Source organism: Spirillospora sp. NPDC048911 (genome assembly GCF_043198015.1).
Taxonomy (GTDB): Bacteria; Actinomycetota; Actinomycetes; order Streptosporangiales; family Streptosporangiaceae; genus Spirillospora.
In genome coordinates, this window is sequence record NZ_JBICUD010000002.1 from 1,422,579 (window position 1) to 1,438,192 (window position 15,614).

Annotated in this window: 16 protein-coding genes; 15 read left to right on the forward strand and 1 reads right to left on the reverse strand. The window is 72.8% G+C overall.

What is annotated here, in order from left to right:
- Window positions 1-15: 15 nt before the first annotated feature.
- From ACGFNU_RS13915 to ACGFNU_RS13980, 14 genes are all read left to right on the forward strand, one after another.
- Window positions 16-1,605: a hypothetical protein gene (locus tag ACGFNU_RS13915; RefSeq protein ID WP_392593334.1), complete on the forward strand. Its 1,590-nt coding sequence runs from the start codon at window positions 16-18 to the stop codon at window positions 1,603-1,605.
- A 392-nt stretch (window positions 1,606-1,997) separates the two neighbouring features.
- On the forward strand, window positions 1,998-3,668 hold the full coding sequence (locus tag ACGFNU_RS13920; protein WP_392593335.1) for a CTP synthase: 1,671 nt from the start codon (window positions 1,998-2,000) through the stop codon (window positions 3,666-3,668).
- A complete protein-coding gene (locus tag ACGFNU_RS13925) occupies window positions 3,665-4,381 on the forward strand; it encodes an NUDIX domain-containing protein (protein ID WP_392593337.1) in 717 nt (238 codons plus the stop codon). The genes ACGFNU_RS13920 and ACGFNU_RS13925 overlap by 4 nt, the downstream gene beginning before the upstream one ends.
- A 97-nt stretch (window positions 4,382-4,478) precedes the next feature.
- On the forward strand, window positions 4,479-5,540 hold the full coding sequence (locus tag ACGFNU_RS13930) for a site-specific tyrosine recombinase XerD (RefSeq protein ID WP_392593339.1): 1,062 nt from the start codon (window positions 4,479-4,481) through the stop codon (window positions 5,538-5,540).
- A 303-nt stretch (window positions 5,541-5,843) separates the two neighbouring features.
- A complete protein-coding gene (locus tag ACGFNU_RS13935; protein WP_392593531.1) occupies window positions 5,844-6,725 on the forward strand; it encodes a ParA family protein in 882 nt (293 codons plus the stop codon).
- Window positions 6,707-7,093: a hypothetical protein gene (locus tag ACGFNU_RS13940; RefSeq protein ID WP_392593341.1), complete on the forward strand. Its 387-nt coding sequence runs from the start codon at window positions 6,707-6,709 to the stop codon at window positions 7,091-7,093. Before ACGFNU_RS13935 ends, ACGFNU_RS13940 begins: the two co-directional genes overlap by 19 nt.
- 15 nt (window positions 7,094-7,108) lie before the next feature.
- Window positions 7,109-7,990 (forward strand): segregation and condensation protein A, encoded by an 882-nt coding sequence (locus ACGFNU_RS13945; RefSeq protein WP_392593343.1) that lies wholly within the window; start codon window positions 7,109-7,111, stop codon window positions 7,988-7,990.
- On the forward strand, window positions 7,983-8,600 hold the full coding sequence (gene scpB / locus ACGFNU_RS13950) for an SMC-Scp complex subunit ScpB (protein ID WP_392593345.1): 618 nt from the start codon (window positions 7,983-7,985) through the stop codon (window positions 8,598-8,600). The genes ACGFNU_RS13945 and scpB overlap by 8 nt, the downstream gene beginning before the upstream one ends.
- On the forward strand, window positions 8,597-9,340 hold the full coding sequence (locus ACGFNU_RS13955; RefSeq protein WP_392593347.1) for a pseudouridine synthase: 744 nt from the start codon (window positions 8,597-8,599) through the stop codon (window positions 9,338-9,340). Before scpB ends, ACGFNU_RS13955 begins: the two co-directional genes overlap by 4 nt.
- Window positions 9,341-9,397: 57 nt before the next feature.
- Window positions 9,398-9,760, forward strand: a complete 363-nt coding sequence (aroH, locus tag ACGFNU_RS13960; RefSeq protein WP_392593349.1) for a chorismate mutase — start codon at window positions 9,398-9,400, stop codon at window positions 9,758-9,760.
- A 64-nt stretch (window positions 9,761-9,824) separates the two neighbouring features.
- Complete coding sequence (locus ACGFNU_RS13965; protein WP_392593351.1) at window positions 9,825-10,916, forward strand: prephenate dehydrogenase; 1,092 nt, start codon at window positions 9,825-9,827, stop codon at window positions 10,914-10,916.
- A 162-nt stretch (window positions 10,917-11,078) separates the two neighbouring features.
- Window positions 11,079-11,741 (forward strand): (d)CMP kinase, encoded by a 663-nt coding sequence (gene cmk / locus ACGFNU_RS13970; protein WP_392593352.1) that lies wholly within the window; start codon window positions 11,079-11,081, stop codon window positions 11,739-11,741.
- 170 nt (window positions 11,742-11,911) lie between these two features.
- Window positions 11,912-13,297: a ribosome biogenesis GTPase Der gene (gene der / locus ACGFNU_RS13975; RefSeq protein WP_392593354.1), complete on the forward strand. Its 1,386-nt coding sequence runs from the start codon at window positions 11,912-11,914 to the stop codon at window positions 13,295-13,297.
- A gap of 98 nt (window positions 13,298-13,395) precedes the next feature.
- Window positions 13,396-13,596 carry a hypothetical protein gene (locus ACGFNU_RS13980; RefSeq protein WP_392593355.1) on the forward strand — a complete coding sequence of 67 codons (201 nt, stop codon included), beginning with the start codon at window positions 13,396-13,398 and terminating at the stop codon, window positions 13,594-13,596.
- A 47-nt stretch (window positions 13,597-13,643) separates the two neighbouring features.
- On the opposite strand, the gene ACGFNU_RS13985 is transcribed toward ACGFNU_RS13980, so the two are convergent.
- A complete protein-coding gene (locus tag ACGFNU_RS13985) occupies window positions 13,644-14,351 on the reverse strand; it encodes a hypothetical protein (protein WP_392593357.1) in 708 nt (235 codons plus the stop codon).
- Window positions 14,352-14,440: 89 nt separating this feature from the next.
- Between ACGFNU_RS13985 and ACGFNU_RS13990 the strand changes: the two genes are divergently transcribed.
- Window positions 14,441-15,583: a nucleoside 2-deoxyribosyltransferase domain-containing protein gene (locus tag ACGFNU_RS13990; protein ID WP_392593358.1), complete on the forward strand. Its 1,143-nt coding sequence runs from the start codon at window positions 14,441-14,443 to the stop codon at window positions 15,581-15,583.
- Window positions 15,584-15,614 lie beyond the last annotated feature (31 nt).

Genomic DNA, 15,614 nt, shown 5'->3' on the forward strand with positions numbered 1-15,614 from the left:
ACTAGAGTGCTTTCCGTGAGCGATCTCAACGGATCGGGTGGTTCGCGTCCCGTCCCGGACGCCGGCTCGCCCTGGCCGATCCCGGGACGTGATCCGGGGCCGCAGCCCGACGTGCCCATCAAAGCCACCCACAAGGCGGAGCGATCCGGCGGCGACGTCCGGCAGGTCGCCGAGTCCCAGCCTCCCGAGGCGCAGCCCTGGGACATCGTCGAGCGCCTGCGCCAGATGGCCGATCTCATCGGCGACGCGCTGGCCGCGGGCGAGCGCAAGGTCTCCGAGGCGCAGACCGACGCCGCCTCCCAGGTGGCCACGGTGCAGACGGAGAAGGAGGCGGCCCAGCGTGACGCGGCCGCCGCCTGGGGCGAGGTCCAGCGCGCCCGCGGTCAGGCCGAGCAGGCCGACCGCCGGGCGATGGAGGCCGAGCGCCGCCTCGCCGAAGCCCAGCAGGAGTCCACCGCGGCGCTCGCCGCCGTCCAGGCCGAGAAAGACTCCGCGCAGCGTGACGCGGCCGCCGCCTGGGGCGAGGTCCAGCGCGCCCGCGGTCAGGCCGAGCAGGCCGAGCGCCGCGCCATCGACGCCGAGCGCCGTCTCGCCGAGGCCGAGCAGCGGGTGGCCGAGATCGAGCACCATGCCGCCGAGGTGCAGAACGAGGCCGCCGCGCAGGTCGCCGCGCTCCAGGCGGAGAAGGAGTCGGCCCAGCGCGACGCCGCCGCCGCGTGGAACCAGGCCCAGCAGGGCCGTGTCCAGGCCGACCAGGCCCGCGGCCAGGCAGAGCAGGCCAGGGCCCAGGCAGAGCAGGCGCGGGCCCAGGCCGATCACGCGCGCGCCCAGCTGGAGCAGGCCCAGGCGCAGGTCGAGCAGGCCGAACGCAGGATCGCCGAGGCCGAGGCCACCGTCCGCCAGGCCGTCACGCAGCGCGACGCGATGAGCGAGGCCCGCGACGACGCCAACCGCGCGCTCGAGGACGCCGTCAGCGCCCGCCGCTCGGCCGAGGCCGAGCGCGACCGGGTCGCCGAGCAGGGCGGCGAGCTGTCCCGGGCGCTGGAGAAGGCGCACAGTGAGCTGTCGGCGCTGCGCGCCAAGGCCACCGACGCCGAGATGACCGCCCAGAACTTCCAGCACACGGCGGCGGCCGCCGCCAAGGACGCCGAGGACGCCCGGCGCCGCGCCGCCGAGGCCGAGGCCGAGCGGCAGCAGGCCCTCGACACCGCCGCGCAGTCGCTGGAGGCCGCCAAGAAGGCCGAGCTGGCCAGGGACGTCGCCGAGCGCGCCCGCGAGGCCGCCGTCCAGGCCCAGGCGCGTGTCGAGTCCGAGCGCACGCTCGACCGCGGCCGTGCGGACAAGGCGACCCGCGAGCTCGACAAGGCCACCGCCGGTCTGCGCGAGCTGCTCGCCGAACGCGACGCGATCGCCGAGAAGCTCGCCGAGCGCGACCAGTGGGTCGACCAGCTCGCCCAGGCCGTCACCGAGCAGCGCGCCGCCATCGCCGAGCTCTCCCAGGAACGCGACCAGGCCCGCACCTCCGCCGACCAGGCCCGCTCACTGATCGACGAGCTCACCCGCCAGCTGCGCACGATCATGCCGACGGCGGCCCCCCGCCTCTAGGCAAGTCCCCTCGAGACCCCGCGCCCCCAGAGCGCGGGGCACCCGAAGCCCCGCCGCTCTCGATCCCGACGTTCGCGACACCGACGTTCGCGACCGCGCAGTCCCGACCTCGACGCTCCCGACTCCGAACGCTCGCAATCCGACGCTTCCGAGCTCCGAGACCCCGGAGCCCGGCACCTTCGAGCCCCGTCGCGCCGCCCGGTGAAGGCGGCGCGACGGCCCTCCGCCCGCGGCGAATCCGGTCGCGGGCGCGGCGTCGCGGCCCCTGACCAGGGGCGCGACACACCCGGGAGGACACCTCCCGGACGCCGCAGGTCCAGGCGGCTGTTATTCTGGTGGCCCGTGGACAGTGCGGTTAACGTCCGCCTCGCAACGACCACGGGAGCGTCTTCTTGCCTTCGGCAGCCACTGGTAGGTCACGTCCTACCAAGCACCTCTTCGTCACCGGCGGCGTCGCCTCCAGCCTCGGCAAGGGACTGACGGCGTCCAGCCTGGGGCGGCTTCTCGCCCTCCGCGGCCTCCGCGTCACCATGCAGAAGCTGGACCCCTACCTCAACGTCGACCCCGGCACCATGAACCCGTTCCAGCACGGTGAGGTCTTCGTCACCGACGACGGGGCCGAGACCGACCTCGACATCGGCCACTACGAGCGGTTCCTCGACACCGAGCTGCACGGCTCGGCCAACGTCACCACCGGCCAGGTCTACTCCAACGTGATCGCCAAGGAGCGCCGCGGCGAGTACCTCGGCGACACCGTCCAGGTCATCCCGCACATCACCAACGAGATCAAGGACCGCATCAGCGGCATGGCCGAGGGTGACGTCGATCTGGTGATCACCGAGGTGGGCGGCACGGTCGGCGACATCGAGTCCCTGCCCTTCCTCGAGTCGGTCCGGCAGATCCGGCACGAGATCGGCCGCGACAACTGCTTCTTCCTGCACGTCTCGCTGCTGCCCTACATCGGGCCGTCCGGCGAGCTCAAGACCAAGCCCACGCAGCACTCGGTGGCCGCGCTGCGCTCCATCGGCATCCAGCCCGACGCGATCGTGTGCCGCTCGGACCGGCCGATCACCGACGGGCTCAAGCACAAGATCAGCCTGATGTGCGACGTCGACCGCGAGGCCGTCGTCTCGGCCGTCGACGCCGCCAGCATCTACGACATCCCCAAGGTGCTGCACTCCGAGGGCCTGGACGCCTACGTGGTGCGGCGCCTCGGCCTGCCGTTCCGCGACGTCGACTGGGGCGCCTGGGACGAGCTGCTGCGCCGCGTCCACCGGCCCGCCCGCGAGGTCACGATCGCGCTGGTCGGCAAGTACATCGACCTGCCCGACGCCTACCTGTCGGTCACCGAGGCGCTGCGCCACGGCGGGTTCGGCAACGACTCCAAGGTCCACATCCGCTGGGTCAAGAGCGATGACTGCCAGACGCCCGAGGGCGCCAAGCGCGAGCTCGACGGCGTCGACGGCCTGCTCATCCCGGGCGGCTTCGGGGTGCGCGGCATCGAGGGCAAGCTCGGCGCGATCCGGCACGCCCGCGAGAACCGCATTCCGCTGCTGGGCATCTGCCTCGGCCTGCAGTGCATGGTGATCGAGTCGGCCCGCACGCTGGCCGGGCTCGCCGACGCGGGCAGCACCGAGTTCGACCCCGCCACCACCCACCCGGTGGTGGCCACGATGGCCGACCAGATCGACGTGGTGGCCGGCGAACGCGACATGGGCGGCACCATGCGGCTCGGCCTCTACCCGGCCGACCTGGCCGAGGGCTCGATCGTCCGGGAGCTGTACGGGGAGGCCAAGGCGTCCGAGCGGCACCGGCACCGCTACGAGGTCAACAACGCCTACCGCGACGAGATCGAGAAGGCGGGCCTGCGCTTCAGCGGCCTGTCGCCCGACGGCCGGCTGGTGGAGTACGTGGAGCTGCCGCGCGAGGCGCACCCGTTCTTCGTCGGCACCCAGGCCCACCCGGAGTTCCGGTCCCGGCCGACCCGCCCGCACCCGCTGTTCACCGGCCTGATCTCGGCCGCGCTCGACTACGCCGACAGCCGCACCGGCGCGGCCCAGTGAGCGGCCCGGCGACCGGCCCGGCGACCGGCCCGGCGACCGGCCCGGCGGACGGGTCCGCGGACGGGCCGGCGACCGGGCACGGCCTCGGGCCGGGCGACGTCCGCGACCGGCCCGAGCGCTGGGAGGTCACCGGCAGCGGCGAGGAGTTCGACGGGCCCGTCTTCAAGGTCCGCCGCGACTCGGTGCGGATGCCCAAGGGCGACGGCAGCGAGATCGTCAAGCGGGACGTCATCGAGCACCTCGGCTCGGTCGGCATCCTCGCGCTCGACGCGCACGACCGGGTGCTCCTCGTCCGGCAGTACCGGCATCCCGTCGGCTACCTGCTGTGGGAGGCGCCCGCGGGGCTGCGCGACAAGGACGGTGAGCCCCTCCGGGGGCTCGCCGAGCGCGAGCTGCTGGAGGAGGCGGGCTACCGCGCCGAGCGGTGGCACACGCTCGTCGACGTCTTCCCGTCCTCGGGCATGTCGGACGAGCGCACCCGGATCTTCCTGGCGCGCGACCTGACCGAGGTCCCCGCCGACGAGATCGACTTCGAGCGGGTGCACGAGGAGGCCGACATGCCGGTCGTCTGGGTCCCGCTGGACGAGGCGGTCGGCAAGGTGCTCGCCGGCGAGATCCACAACATGATCGCCGCGACCGGCATCCTCGCGGTGCGGGCCGCGCACGCGCGCGGCTTCCGCGACCTGCGCCCGGCCGACGCCCCGGAGGGGTGACCGGGACCGCCCACGACGCCGGGCGCCCCGGCGGCCCGATCGGCCGCCGGGGCGTCAGCGTCCCTCCCGGCGGCGGGAGACGGCATGATGGGCGGGCATGATGGGCACGTCCGCTGTCCGCCGCCGTCCGCCGCCCCGCCCGGAAGAGGTGCCGCAACTGTCACCGAGCACGACCGGCCGGTACGCCGAGCGAACCCCCGCCGGTCCGGAGACCGGGCTGGCCTCCGCCGTGCGCACCTACCTCGGCCACCTGGCGGTGGAACGGGGTCTGGCCGCCAACACGCTCAGCTCCTACCGGCGCGACCTGCGCCGGTACGTCACCGTGGTGTCCGGCAGGGGGCGCGACGGCATCGACCAGATCACCGAGGACGACGTGCGCGCGTTCCTGGTGGGCCTGCGCGAGGGCGACGAGGAGCACCCGCCCCTGTCGGCGGGTTCGGCGGCACGAGCGGTCGTCGCCGTCCGCGGCCTGCACCGGTTCGCGCTCCGCGAGGGCCTCGCGCCCGGCGACCCTGCCCGGGACGTCAAGCCGCCGACACCGCCCCGCAGGCTGCCCAAGGCCATCTCGCTCGACGCCGTCGAGCGGCTACTGGCGGCGGCGGGCGCGGGCGCGGCCGCGGGCGAGCCCGGCGGGTCCGCCGAGGCCGCGCGCGGGCTCCGTGACCGTGCCCTGCTGGAGCTGCTGTACGGGTCGGGCGCCCGGATCTCCGAGGCGGTCGGCCTGGACGTCGACGACCTCGACCTGGACGAGGGGTTCGCCCGCGTGTCCGGCAAGGGCGGCAAGACGCGCGTGGTGCCGATCGGCGACTACGCCCGGCGGGCCGTCGAGGCCTACCTCGTCCGGGCCAGGCCCGAGCTCGCCAGGGCCGGCCGCGGCGGCCCCGCGCTCTTCCTCAACGCCCGGGGCGGCCGGCTGTCGCGGCAGGGCGCCTGGATGGTCCTGCGCGCCGCCGCCGAACGGGCCGGGCTGTCGGACGTCTCGCCGCACACCCTGCGCCATTCGTTCGCCACGCACCTGCTCGACGGGGGAGCGGACGTACGCGTCGTCCAGGAGTTGCTCGGCCACGCCTCCGTGACCACGACCCAGGTCTACACGCTGGTGACGGTCCAGCTGCTGCGCGAGGTCTACGCGACCTCCCACCCCCGCGCGAGAGGCTGAACAGCCCGCGCACGCGGCCGATCGGGCGCCTGACACCCGCGCGCACGGCCGGGCAGGCCTCCGCCGCCCCCGCGCACGCAGCCGATTGGGCGCCCGCCAGCCCCGCGTATGCGGCCGATCGGGCGCCTGACAGCCCCGCGCACACGGCGGTTCGCCCGCGTGCCGGCGGGCGACGAATCCCGACTATCGGCGCGCGTCGGCTTGAGACGCACGGTGTCAAGCCCTAGAGTCCCCGTTCTGGATGGCATTTTCGGGCCGCCCGGGAGGGATCTGGTGACCAGCACACACGCTGCGGAGGGCGTACTGTCCTCCGCCACCATAGAGACCGATCCGAGTCGTGCCCTCGGGCCGACTCAACGCCCCGTGCCGACGTTCCCGGATCCGGAGCCCCTGGCCGAGCACGGCCCGGCGCGGATCGTGGCGATCTGCAACCAGAAGGGCGGGGTCGGCAAGACCACCACCACCATCAACCTGGGCGCGGCGCTCGCCGAGTACGGCCGCCGTGTGCTGCTGGTGGACTTCGACCCGCAGGGCGCGCTCTCGGTCGGCCTGGGCAAGGGCGACCCGCGCCAGCTCGACGTCACGGTCCACAACCTGCTGCTCGAACGCGACACCGAGTGGGAGGACGTCGTCATCGACACCGGCGTCGACGGGCTCGACCTGCTGCCGAGCAACATCGACCTGTCGGGCGCCGAGGTCCAGCTCGTGCACGAGGTCGGCCGTGAGTACATCCTCGCCGGCGTGCTCAAGCCGGCCGTGCCGCACTACGACTACATCCTCATCGACTGCCAGCCGTCGCTCGGCCTGCTCACGGTCAACGCGCTGGCCGCCAGCGAGGGCGTGCTCATCCCGCTGGAGTGCGAGTACTTCGCCATGCGGGGGGTCGCGCTGCTGATGGAGACCATCGAGAAGGTGCAGGGCCGGATCAACCCGGGCCTGGAGATCGACGGCGTTCTCGGCACCATGTACGACTCCCGCACGCTGCACACCCGCGAGGTCCTCGGCAGAATCGTCGAGGCGTTTGGTGACCAGGTCTTCCACACTGTCATCAATCGCACGGTACGGTTTCCTGACGCGACCGTCGCCGGGGAGCCGATCACGTACTTCGACCCCAACTCGATGGGGGCGAACGCATATCGTGGTCTCGCGCGGGAGGTGCTCGAAAGGTGGCGTCACGTCGGGTAAGGCTGCCCGGAGCGGATGAGATCTTCCGTCCCACCGCCCCGAAACCTCCCGGCAAGGCCACCGTGCCGCTCGCCGCGGCAGGCGGCCCGCCACCCGCCGTCCCTGCCGCCGTGCCGCCGCCCGCCCGCGCGGCCGCCCGGCGCCGCTCCACCGGCCGCCAGCGCCATGACTCCAAGATCACGGTCTATGTCTCCGCGGCCGAGCTGCTCGACCTCGAACGCCTGCGCCTCACGCTGCGCGCCGAGCACGCGCTGAGCGTCGACCGCGGCCGGATCGTCCGCGAGGCGGTCGCCGCGATCCTCGCCGACTTCGAGGCGCGGGGCGAGGGCAGCACCCTGGTCCGCCGCCTGCGCGACGGCGAGGGCTGATTGGCCTCCGCGAGCATGAACGACGTGGACGAGACTCCGGTCGAACCGGGTGCGGAGCCGGATACCGAGCCCGGTTCCGAGCAGGCCCGCGGCTTCCAGGTCCACCTCGACAACTTCGAGGGCCCGTTCGACCTGCTGCTGGGGCTCATCTCCAAGCACAAGCTCGACATCACCGAGGTGTCGCTGCACAAGGTCACCGACGACTTCATCGCGTTCATCCGGTCGCACGGCAAGGACTGGGACCTCGACCAGGCCAGCCACTTCCTGCTGGTCGCGGCGACCCTGCTCGACCTGAAGGCCGCCCGCCTGCTGCCCTCGGGCGAGGTGGACGACGAGGAGGACCTCGCGCTGCTGGAGGCCCGCGACCTGCTGTTCGCGCGGCTGCTGCAGTACCGCGCGTACAAGGAGGTCGCCAAGGTCTTCACCGGGCGGATGGCCGAGGAGGCCAAGCGGTTCCCGCGCATCGTCCCGATGGAGCCCCGGTTCGCCAACCTCCTCCCGGAGGTGCTGCTCGGGCTCGGCCCGGCCGAGTTCGCCCGGCTGGCGGGCAAGGTCTTCGCGCCCAAGGAGCCGCCGTCGGTCTCCGTCCAGCACATGTACCAGCCCAAGGCCAGCATCAGGGAGCAGGCCGCGATCGTGGTCGAACGCCTGCGGCGGCTGCGGACGACGACCTTCCGCGAGCTCACCGAGGACGTGGACGGCACCTACCAGGTCGTGGCCCGCTTCCTGGCGCTGCTGGAGCTCTATCGTGAGCTGTCCGTCTCGTTCGAGCAGGCCGAGCCGCTGGGCGAGCTGCACATCACCTGGACCGGCACCGACGACGGCGATGTCGAGGTCGACGAGTACGAGGGCTCGCCCGAGCCCGCCAAGGACGGGAAAGACGACGACGATGACTGAGCAGGCCCACGAGGACCTCACCGGGGCCTCCGCCGAGGACTCCGCCGGGGAGGCGGCCGCGGCCGGCCTGCCGGGGCTGCGCGCCTCGGTCGAGGCGATCCTGCTGGTGGTGGACGAGCCGGTCACCGAGATCACGCTGGCGCAGATCCTGGAGCGGCCGCGCGGCGAGGTGGTGGCCACCCTGCGGGAGCTGGCCGCGGAATATACCGAGCAGGGCCGGGGGTTCGATCTGAGGGAGATCGCCGGCGGCTGGCGCTTCTACACCCGGGACGTGTGCGCCCCGGTGGTCGAGCGCTTCGTCACCGACGGCCAGCAGGCCCGGCTGACGCAGGCCGCCCTGGAGACGCTCGCCGTGGTGGCCTACCGCCAGCCGGTGAGCCGGGCCCGGGTGTCGGCGATCCGCGGCGTCAACAGCGACGGGGTCATCCGGACCCTGACGCTGCGCGGGCTGATCGAGGACGCGGGACAGGATCCCGAGACCCAGGCGCACCTCTACCGCACGACGGGGTACTTCCTGGAGAGGCTGGGGTTGCGCAGCGTCGAGGACCTCCCCGACCTGGCCCCCTACCTGCCCGACGACCTACCTGACGAGATCATCGAGGGACATTGAAAGAGAACGAGGGGCGCGCCAACGAGGTACGCCTGCAGAAGGTCCTGGCCGAGGCCGGGATCGGCAGCCGCCGCCACTGCGAGGAACTGATCGGCGAGGGCCGGGTCACCGTCGACGGCAAGGTGGTGTTCCGGTTCGGCGAGCGGGTCGACCCCCAGCGGGCCGTCATCCACGTCGACGGGCGCCGGGTGGAGACCCGCGCCGAGATGCGCTACTACATGATCAACAAGCCGCGCGGCGTGGTCAGCACGATGAGCGACGAGCGCGGCCGCAAGTCGCTGGCCGACTACGTGGAGGTGCCCGAGCGCCTGTTCCACGTCGGCCGCCTCGACACCGACACCGAGGGCCTCATCCTGCTCACCAACGACGGCGAGCTGGCGCACCGGCTGACCCACCCCAGCTACGGCGTGGAGAAGACCTATCTGGCCGAGATCCACGGCCCGATCCCGCGCGACCTCGGCCGCCGGCTCAAGGCGGGCGTGAAGCTGGAGGACGGCCCGGCCAAGGCCGACAAGTTCCGGATCTTCGACCAGGTCGGCCGCCGGGTGCTGGTGGAGATCACGCTGCACGAGGGCCGCAAGCACATCGTGCGGCGGCTGCTCAAGGAGGTCGGGTTCCCCGTCCAGCAGCTGGCGCGCATAGAGTTCGGACCGATCAAGCTCGGCCTGCTCAAGCCGGGCAACATGCGGGCGCTGAACGTCAAAGAGGTCGGCGAGCTCTACAAGGCCGTGGATCTGTAGGCGTGGATCTGCCGGTGTGAATCTGCAGGGCCGTGGATCGGCAGGAGGGGGACGCAAGTGGCGGTACGCGCGATCCGGGGGGCGACGCAGGTCGACGCCGACGACCGGGACCAGATCCTGGAGGCGACCACCGAGCTCGTCACCGAGGTCATGACCCGCAACGAGCTGACCACCGACGACGTCATCAGCGTGATCTTCACCGCGACCCCCGACCTGACCGCGGAGTTCCCGGCGCTCGCGGCCCGCAAGCTCGGCTTCCACGAGGTGCCGCTGCTGTGCGCGAGCGAGCTCGCGGTGCCGCACGCGCTGCCCCGCGTCATCCGGCTGATGGCGCATGTCGACGTCGACCGTCCCCGGTCGGAGATCCAGCACGTCTACCTGCGCGGCGCCACCGCGCTCCGCCTGGACATCGCCCAGTAGCCGGAGCCCTGGCAGACGGTGCGCGTACGTCAGCCGGGCGCGGTGGGGCCGCTAGGCTGTTCCGGTGGCTGAAGAGGGCATTCCAGGGCGCATCGTCGTCGTCGGTACCGGGCTGATCGGTACCTCGATCGCGCTGGCCATGCGCAAGCGCGGCGCCGAGGTGCTGCTGACCGACCGGGACGAGAGCTCGCTTCTGCTGGCGGTGGAGCTGGGCGCGGGCCAGGCGCTTCCGGACGGGGCCGCCGAGGAGCCCGCCGACCTCGCGGTGCTCGCGGTGCCGCCCGCCGCCGTGGCGGTCACCCTGCTGGACGCGCAGAAGCGCGGGCTGGCCAAGGTCTACACCGATGTCGCCAGCGTGAAGGCCCTGCCGCTGGCCCAGGCCGCCCAGCTGGGCTGCGATCTGAGCGTGTTCGTGGCCGGGCACCCGCTGGCCGGGCGCGAACGGTCCGGGCCCGCCGCCGCGCAGGACGATCTCTTCCTCGGCCGGCCGTGGGCGCTGTGCGCGCCCCCCGAGGCCACGCCGGCGGCGGTCGCGGCCGTCACCGCGCTCGCCGAGGCCTGCGGCGCCCAGCCGGTGGCCGTGGAGGCCGAGGAGCACGACCGCGCCGTCGCGCTGGTCTCGCACGGCCCGCACGTGGTGTCGGCGGCCGTCGCCGCCCGCCTTACCGGCGCCGACGACGTCGCCCTCGGCCTGTCCGGGCAGGGCGTCCGCGACGTCACCCGCATCGCCGCCAGCGACCCCCGGCTGTGGATCGGCATCCTGTCCGCCAACTCCGAGCCGGTCGCCGAGGTACTGGAGGCCGTCGCCACCGACCTGGCCGTCGCGGCCTCGCTGCTGCGCGACGGCAGCGAGGGCGCCGCCGCGCACGTCGCCGACCTGCTTCTGCGCGGCAACGCGGGCCGGGCCCGCATCCCCGGCAAGCACGGCGGCGACCAGAAGACCTACGCCGTGGTGCCGGTGGTGATCCCCGACCGGCCGGGCGAGCTCGCGATGATCTTCCAGGCGGCCGGGATCGCCGGGGTCAACATCGAGGACGTGACGATCGAGCACTCGCCGGGCCGCCCGCTGGGCGTCCTGGAGATCTCGGTCAAGCCCGAGGCCGCCGACAAGCTCGCCGAGGAGCTGCGGGCGCGCGGCTGGTCCGTCCCGGGCTGAGCCCTGAGCCCGGTAGCCTGAGGGGCCGGGGCCTCCGCGGGGAGCAGCGGGCGGCGCGACGCGTGCTCGCTGCCCATTTTCGTGTTCCGAGTTCGTGTTCCGATCCTGAACACATGTTCCGATCTTGAACCCGTTCCGAATTTTGACCGAAAGGCAGCGATCGTGTCGCTCGTCATCGCCATGGACGGCCCCTCCGGGTCCGGCAAGTCCAGCGCCTCCAAGGGCGTGGCGCGCGCCCTCGGGCTCCGCTACCTCGACACCGGCGCCATGTACCGCGCCATGACGTGGTGGATGCTGGAGCAGGGCGTCCCGGTGCAGGACGCAGCCGCGGTGGCCGCCAGGGCCGGCGAGCCCGTGCTGGAGAGCGGCACCGACCCGGACGCCCCGACGATCAGCGTGGACGGCGCCGACGTGTCCGGCCCGATCCGCACCCGCGAGGTGACCAACGCCGTCAGCGCCGTGAGCGCCGTTCCGGAGGTCCGGACGCGCCTGGTGGCCCTCCAGCGTGAGATCATCGGAACCGGGGACATCGTGGTGGAGGGCCGCGACATCGGCACGGTCGTCATGCCGGACGCTCAGGTCAAGGTCTACCTCACCGCCAGCGAGGAGGCACGGGCGGCACGGCGGGCCAAGGACCTGACCGCCGACCCCGGCGCCACCGTGACGGTGACGCAGGCCGAGCAGGCCCGCCGCGACCGGCTCGACTCCACCCGCAAGGCGTCCCCGCTGGCCAAGGCGACGGGCGCACACGAGATCGACTCGACCGAGCTGAGCCTCGGCGAGGTCATCGAGGCGGTCCTCCGCCTCGCGAAAGACCACAACTGAGCATGCCGGAGGCGGCGCCGGAAGGCGCCTCCGCCGGTATGCGGAGAACACAGTGAGCATGCTGGAGGAGGCGCGGTGTCGCCTGGACTGAGGAGCGGCGGGAGCTTGCGACCAGAGCGACGAGGGAAGGCGGCGCCGGAAGGCGCCTCCGCCGGTATGCGGAGAACACAGTGAGCGAATACGAACTTGAGACAGTGACCGTCGACGAGGACGGCCTGGCGCCGGACGCGCCGCCCGCCCCGGTGGTGGCGGTGGTCGGCCGGCCCAACGTCGGCAAGTCGACCCTGGTCAACCGGATCCTCGGCCGCCGCGAGGCGGTCGTCGAGGACGTGCCCGGCGTGACCCGCGACCGGGTCGCCTACGACGCGACCTGGAGCGGCCGCAGGTTCACCGTGGTCGACACCGGCGGCTGGCTGCCGGACGCCCAGGGCCTGGCCGCCGCGATCGCCGAGCAGGCCCGGCTCGCGGTCGACCTGGCCGACGTGGTGATGTTCGTGGTCGACGCGACCGTGGGCGCCACCGACGTCGACGAGGCCGTGGTCGAGATCCTGCGCCGGTCCGGCAAGCCGGTCGTGCTGGTGGCCAACAAGGTCGACGACGTGGCCGCCGAGGCCGACGCGGCGGGCCTGTGGTCGCTCGGCATCGGCGAGCCGCACCCGGTCAGCGCCCTGCACGGGCGCGGCAGCGGCGACCTGCTCGACGCGGTGCTGGAGGCGCTGCCCGAGGAGGCCCCCGCCGAGACGTTCGGCGAGGTCGGCGGGCCGCGCCGGATCGCCCTGCTCGGCCGGCCCAACGTCGGCAAGTCCAGCCTCCTCAACAAGGTGGCGGGGGAGAAGCGGGCGGTCGTCGACTCGGTCGCCGGCACCACCCGCGACCCGGTCGACGAGCTGATCGACCTGGGCGGCAAGACCTGGCGGTTCATCGACACCGCCGGCATCCGCCGCCGCCACCGCGAGAACCAGGGCGCCGACTTCTACGCCACGCTGCGCACCCAGTCCGCGCTGGAGCGGGCCGAGGTCGCGGTCGTGCTGGTCGACGCGAGCGAGACCCTGACCGAGCAGGACCTGCGGATCATCTCCATGGTGGTCGAGTCGGGCCGCGCCCTGGTCGTCGCCTACAACAAGTGGGACCTGCTGGACGAGGAGCGCCGCCACTACCTGGAGCGCGAGATCGACCGGCAGCTCCACAACGCGCGCTGGGCCCCCCGGGTCAACGTCTCGGCCAAGACCGGGCGGCACATGGAGAAGTTCGTCCCCGCGATCGAGACGGCGCTGGACGGCTGGGGCACCCGCGTGCCGACGTCCAAGCTCAACCAGTTCTTCGCCGACCTGGTCAACTCGCACCCGCACCCGATCCGCGGCGGCAAGCAGCCCAAGATCCTGTTCGCGACCCAGGCGGGGGTGCGGCCGCCCCGCTTCGTGCTCTTCACCTCCGGCTTCCTGGAGGAGGGCTACCGCCGCTACATCGAGCGGCGGCTGCGCGAGGAGTTCGGGTTCGAGGGCACACCGCTCGACATCACCATGAAGATCCGGGAGAAGCGCGGCAAGAAGAAGTGACCTTCCCGCCGCGCCGCTCCCGGATGTAAGCTCCCTCTTACTCGTTGACCGCACAACGAGAACTGGCTGACGTCTGGCGCGGGTCGGGGAGTGCGAACGTGAAGCTTCTGCTGCTCATGTCCGTGGCGGTCGGGTGCGTGGTCCTCAGCTTCCTGTGGCGGGAGCCGTGGATCGGCGGCGTCGGCCTGCTCGTCGCGTTCGTCGCCATGTTCACCGACCGTGACGATGTGCGCGTGGACGAGAAGCGCAGCTACGAGACCGAGAAGTCCGTCCGCAACATGAGGAGCAGGCACCGCTGATCAGCGATGCCTGCTCCTTCGGTCTGCTGCCGGCGCTGGACGCGCCCTTAGCGGCGCCCGGCTCCCCGTTCGCTCGCGAACCGCTCGCCCGCGACCCGCTGGTCCTCCGGCGCGGTGTCCGGCGGGCGCTGCGGCAGCGGTGCGGGCGGGGGTGTGGGGTTCGCCGAGTCGCGTCCGTAGCGGCCGTACGAACTCCGCACGATGGGCTGCGTCTTCTTGTGGTCAGCCTCGTCGTGGTCGCCGGTGGTCCTGTCCCAGCCGTCGCCTGTCCGTTCTTCGCCGACGTCGTTCAGCTTGGCGTCCTTCACCCCGACCACGGCGAAGCGGCCGAGGGCCAGGGCGGCGAAGAACACCGCGAGGACGCCGAGCCCGGTGAAGCCGGCCAGCTGTTCGGCGACCTGCCGGCCCTCGTCGGTGCCCAGGGGCGCGCCGACGCCCTCCACGTCCCAGAGTGTGGCGACCAGCCCGCCCACGGCGAACCAGGCGCCGCCCAGGACGGCGATCCACGCGCCGAACATGGCGAGCGCGCGGTTGGCGCTGAACAGAACGATCAGGCCGCCTAGGGTCACGGCGATCGCGGGCGCGATGCTCAGCTGCAGGCGGTCGGTGTCGTAGACCCAGGTGTCGTCGGGGGCGAAGCCGAAGTCGGCGTACGGGCCGACGAACGGGAGCAGCCCGCCCCATAGTCCGAGGAGCACCAGCAGCGTGCCGCTCAGAACGCCACGGGTGCGCGGTACGTGCATCGTCCCAGCCATGATCGGTCCTCCTGACCGGGCTTATGTGATTGTTTTGGGTGGCGTTTACCCCGAAGGGGACGGTCCAAGCACGCCTGAGCGGAGGCACAGTGGGACACGAGGTCAGCGTCGTTCACGCGCAGGAGGAGCCGCCCGGGAGCTGGCACGCGGCGGTGTTCCTCGCCGGGCCGACGCCCCGTTCGCCGGACGTGGAGTCGTGGCGGCCCGCCGCCCTGGCGGAACTGCGCGAGCGATGGCGCGGTGACGGCCGGCTCGTGGTCTTCGTGCCCGAGCACCGGCACGGCGTCTACGGCGACTACATCGGCCAGATCGAGTGGGAGGAACGCTGCCTCCATCTCGCCGACGAGGTGCTCTTCTACGTGCCGCGCGAGCTGGCGACGATGCCCGCGTTCACGACGAACGTCGAGTGGGGCGTGTGGCACGACAGCGGCCGCGCGGTCTTCGGCGCCCCTCCGGACGCGCCCAAGAACGAGTACCTGCGGCACTACGCCGTCAAGCTCGGCGTTCCGACGGCGACGGACCTGCCCGGGACGGTCGCGGCGGCGCTGGACCGGATCGGGGCCGGAGACCCGCGCGCGGACGGCGAACGTGAGGTGCCGCTGCTGATCTGGCGCACCGGCGCGTTCCAGCGCTGGTACGCGGCGCAGCGCGGAGCGGGCAACTCCCTGCGCGGGGCGCGCGTGCACTGGCGCATGGGCCTGCACTGGGGGCTGCACGTCCAGGTGTACGTGGCGGCCGAGGACCGGGTGAAGAGCAACGAGATCGTCATCGCGCGGCCCGACATCAGCACCGTCGTCCTCTACAAGCCCGCTCCGGCGCTCGACGACACGCTCGTGGTGCTCGTCCGGGAGTTCCGGAGCCCCGCGACCACCGCCGACGGGTTCGTGCACGAACTGCCCGGCGGCGCGGGGCCCGCCGATCCGCTGGAGCGCGCGGTGGCTGAGGTCGCCGAGGAGACGGGGCTGCGCCTGGCCGCCGGGCGGTTGCGGCCGCACGGCGACCGCCAGGTCAATGCCACGATGTCCGCGCACCGCGCGCACCTGTTCGCCGCCGAGGTCACCGACGAGGAGATCGCACTGCTGCGTGCGGCCGGGCCCGGCGGAGTGGCGGCCGACAGCGAGCGCACCTACGTCGAGATCGCGACCTTCGGGGAGATCCTGCGGGAGCGGCTGGTCGACTGGGGGACGCTCGGCATGATCGCCCAGGTCTTGACGGACAGTGCCGAGGTCTAAGGAATCCCCGCTAAGCCCGGCCGGTCCTGGT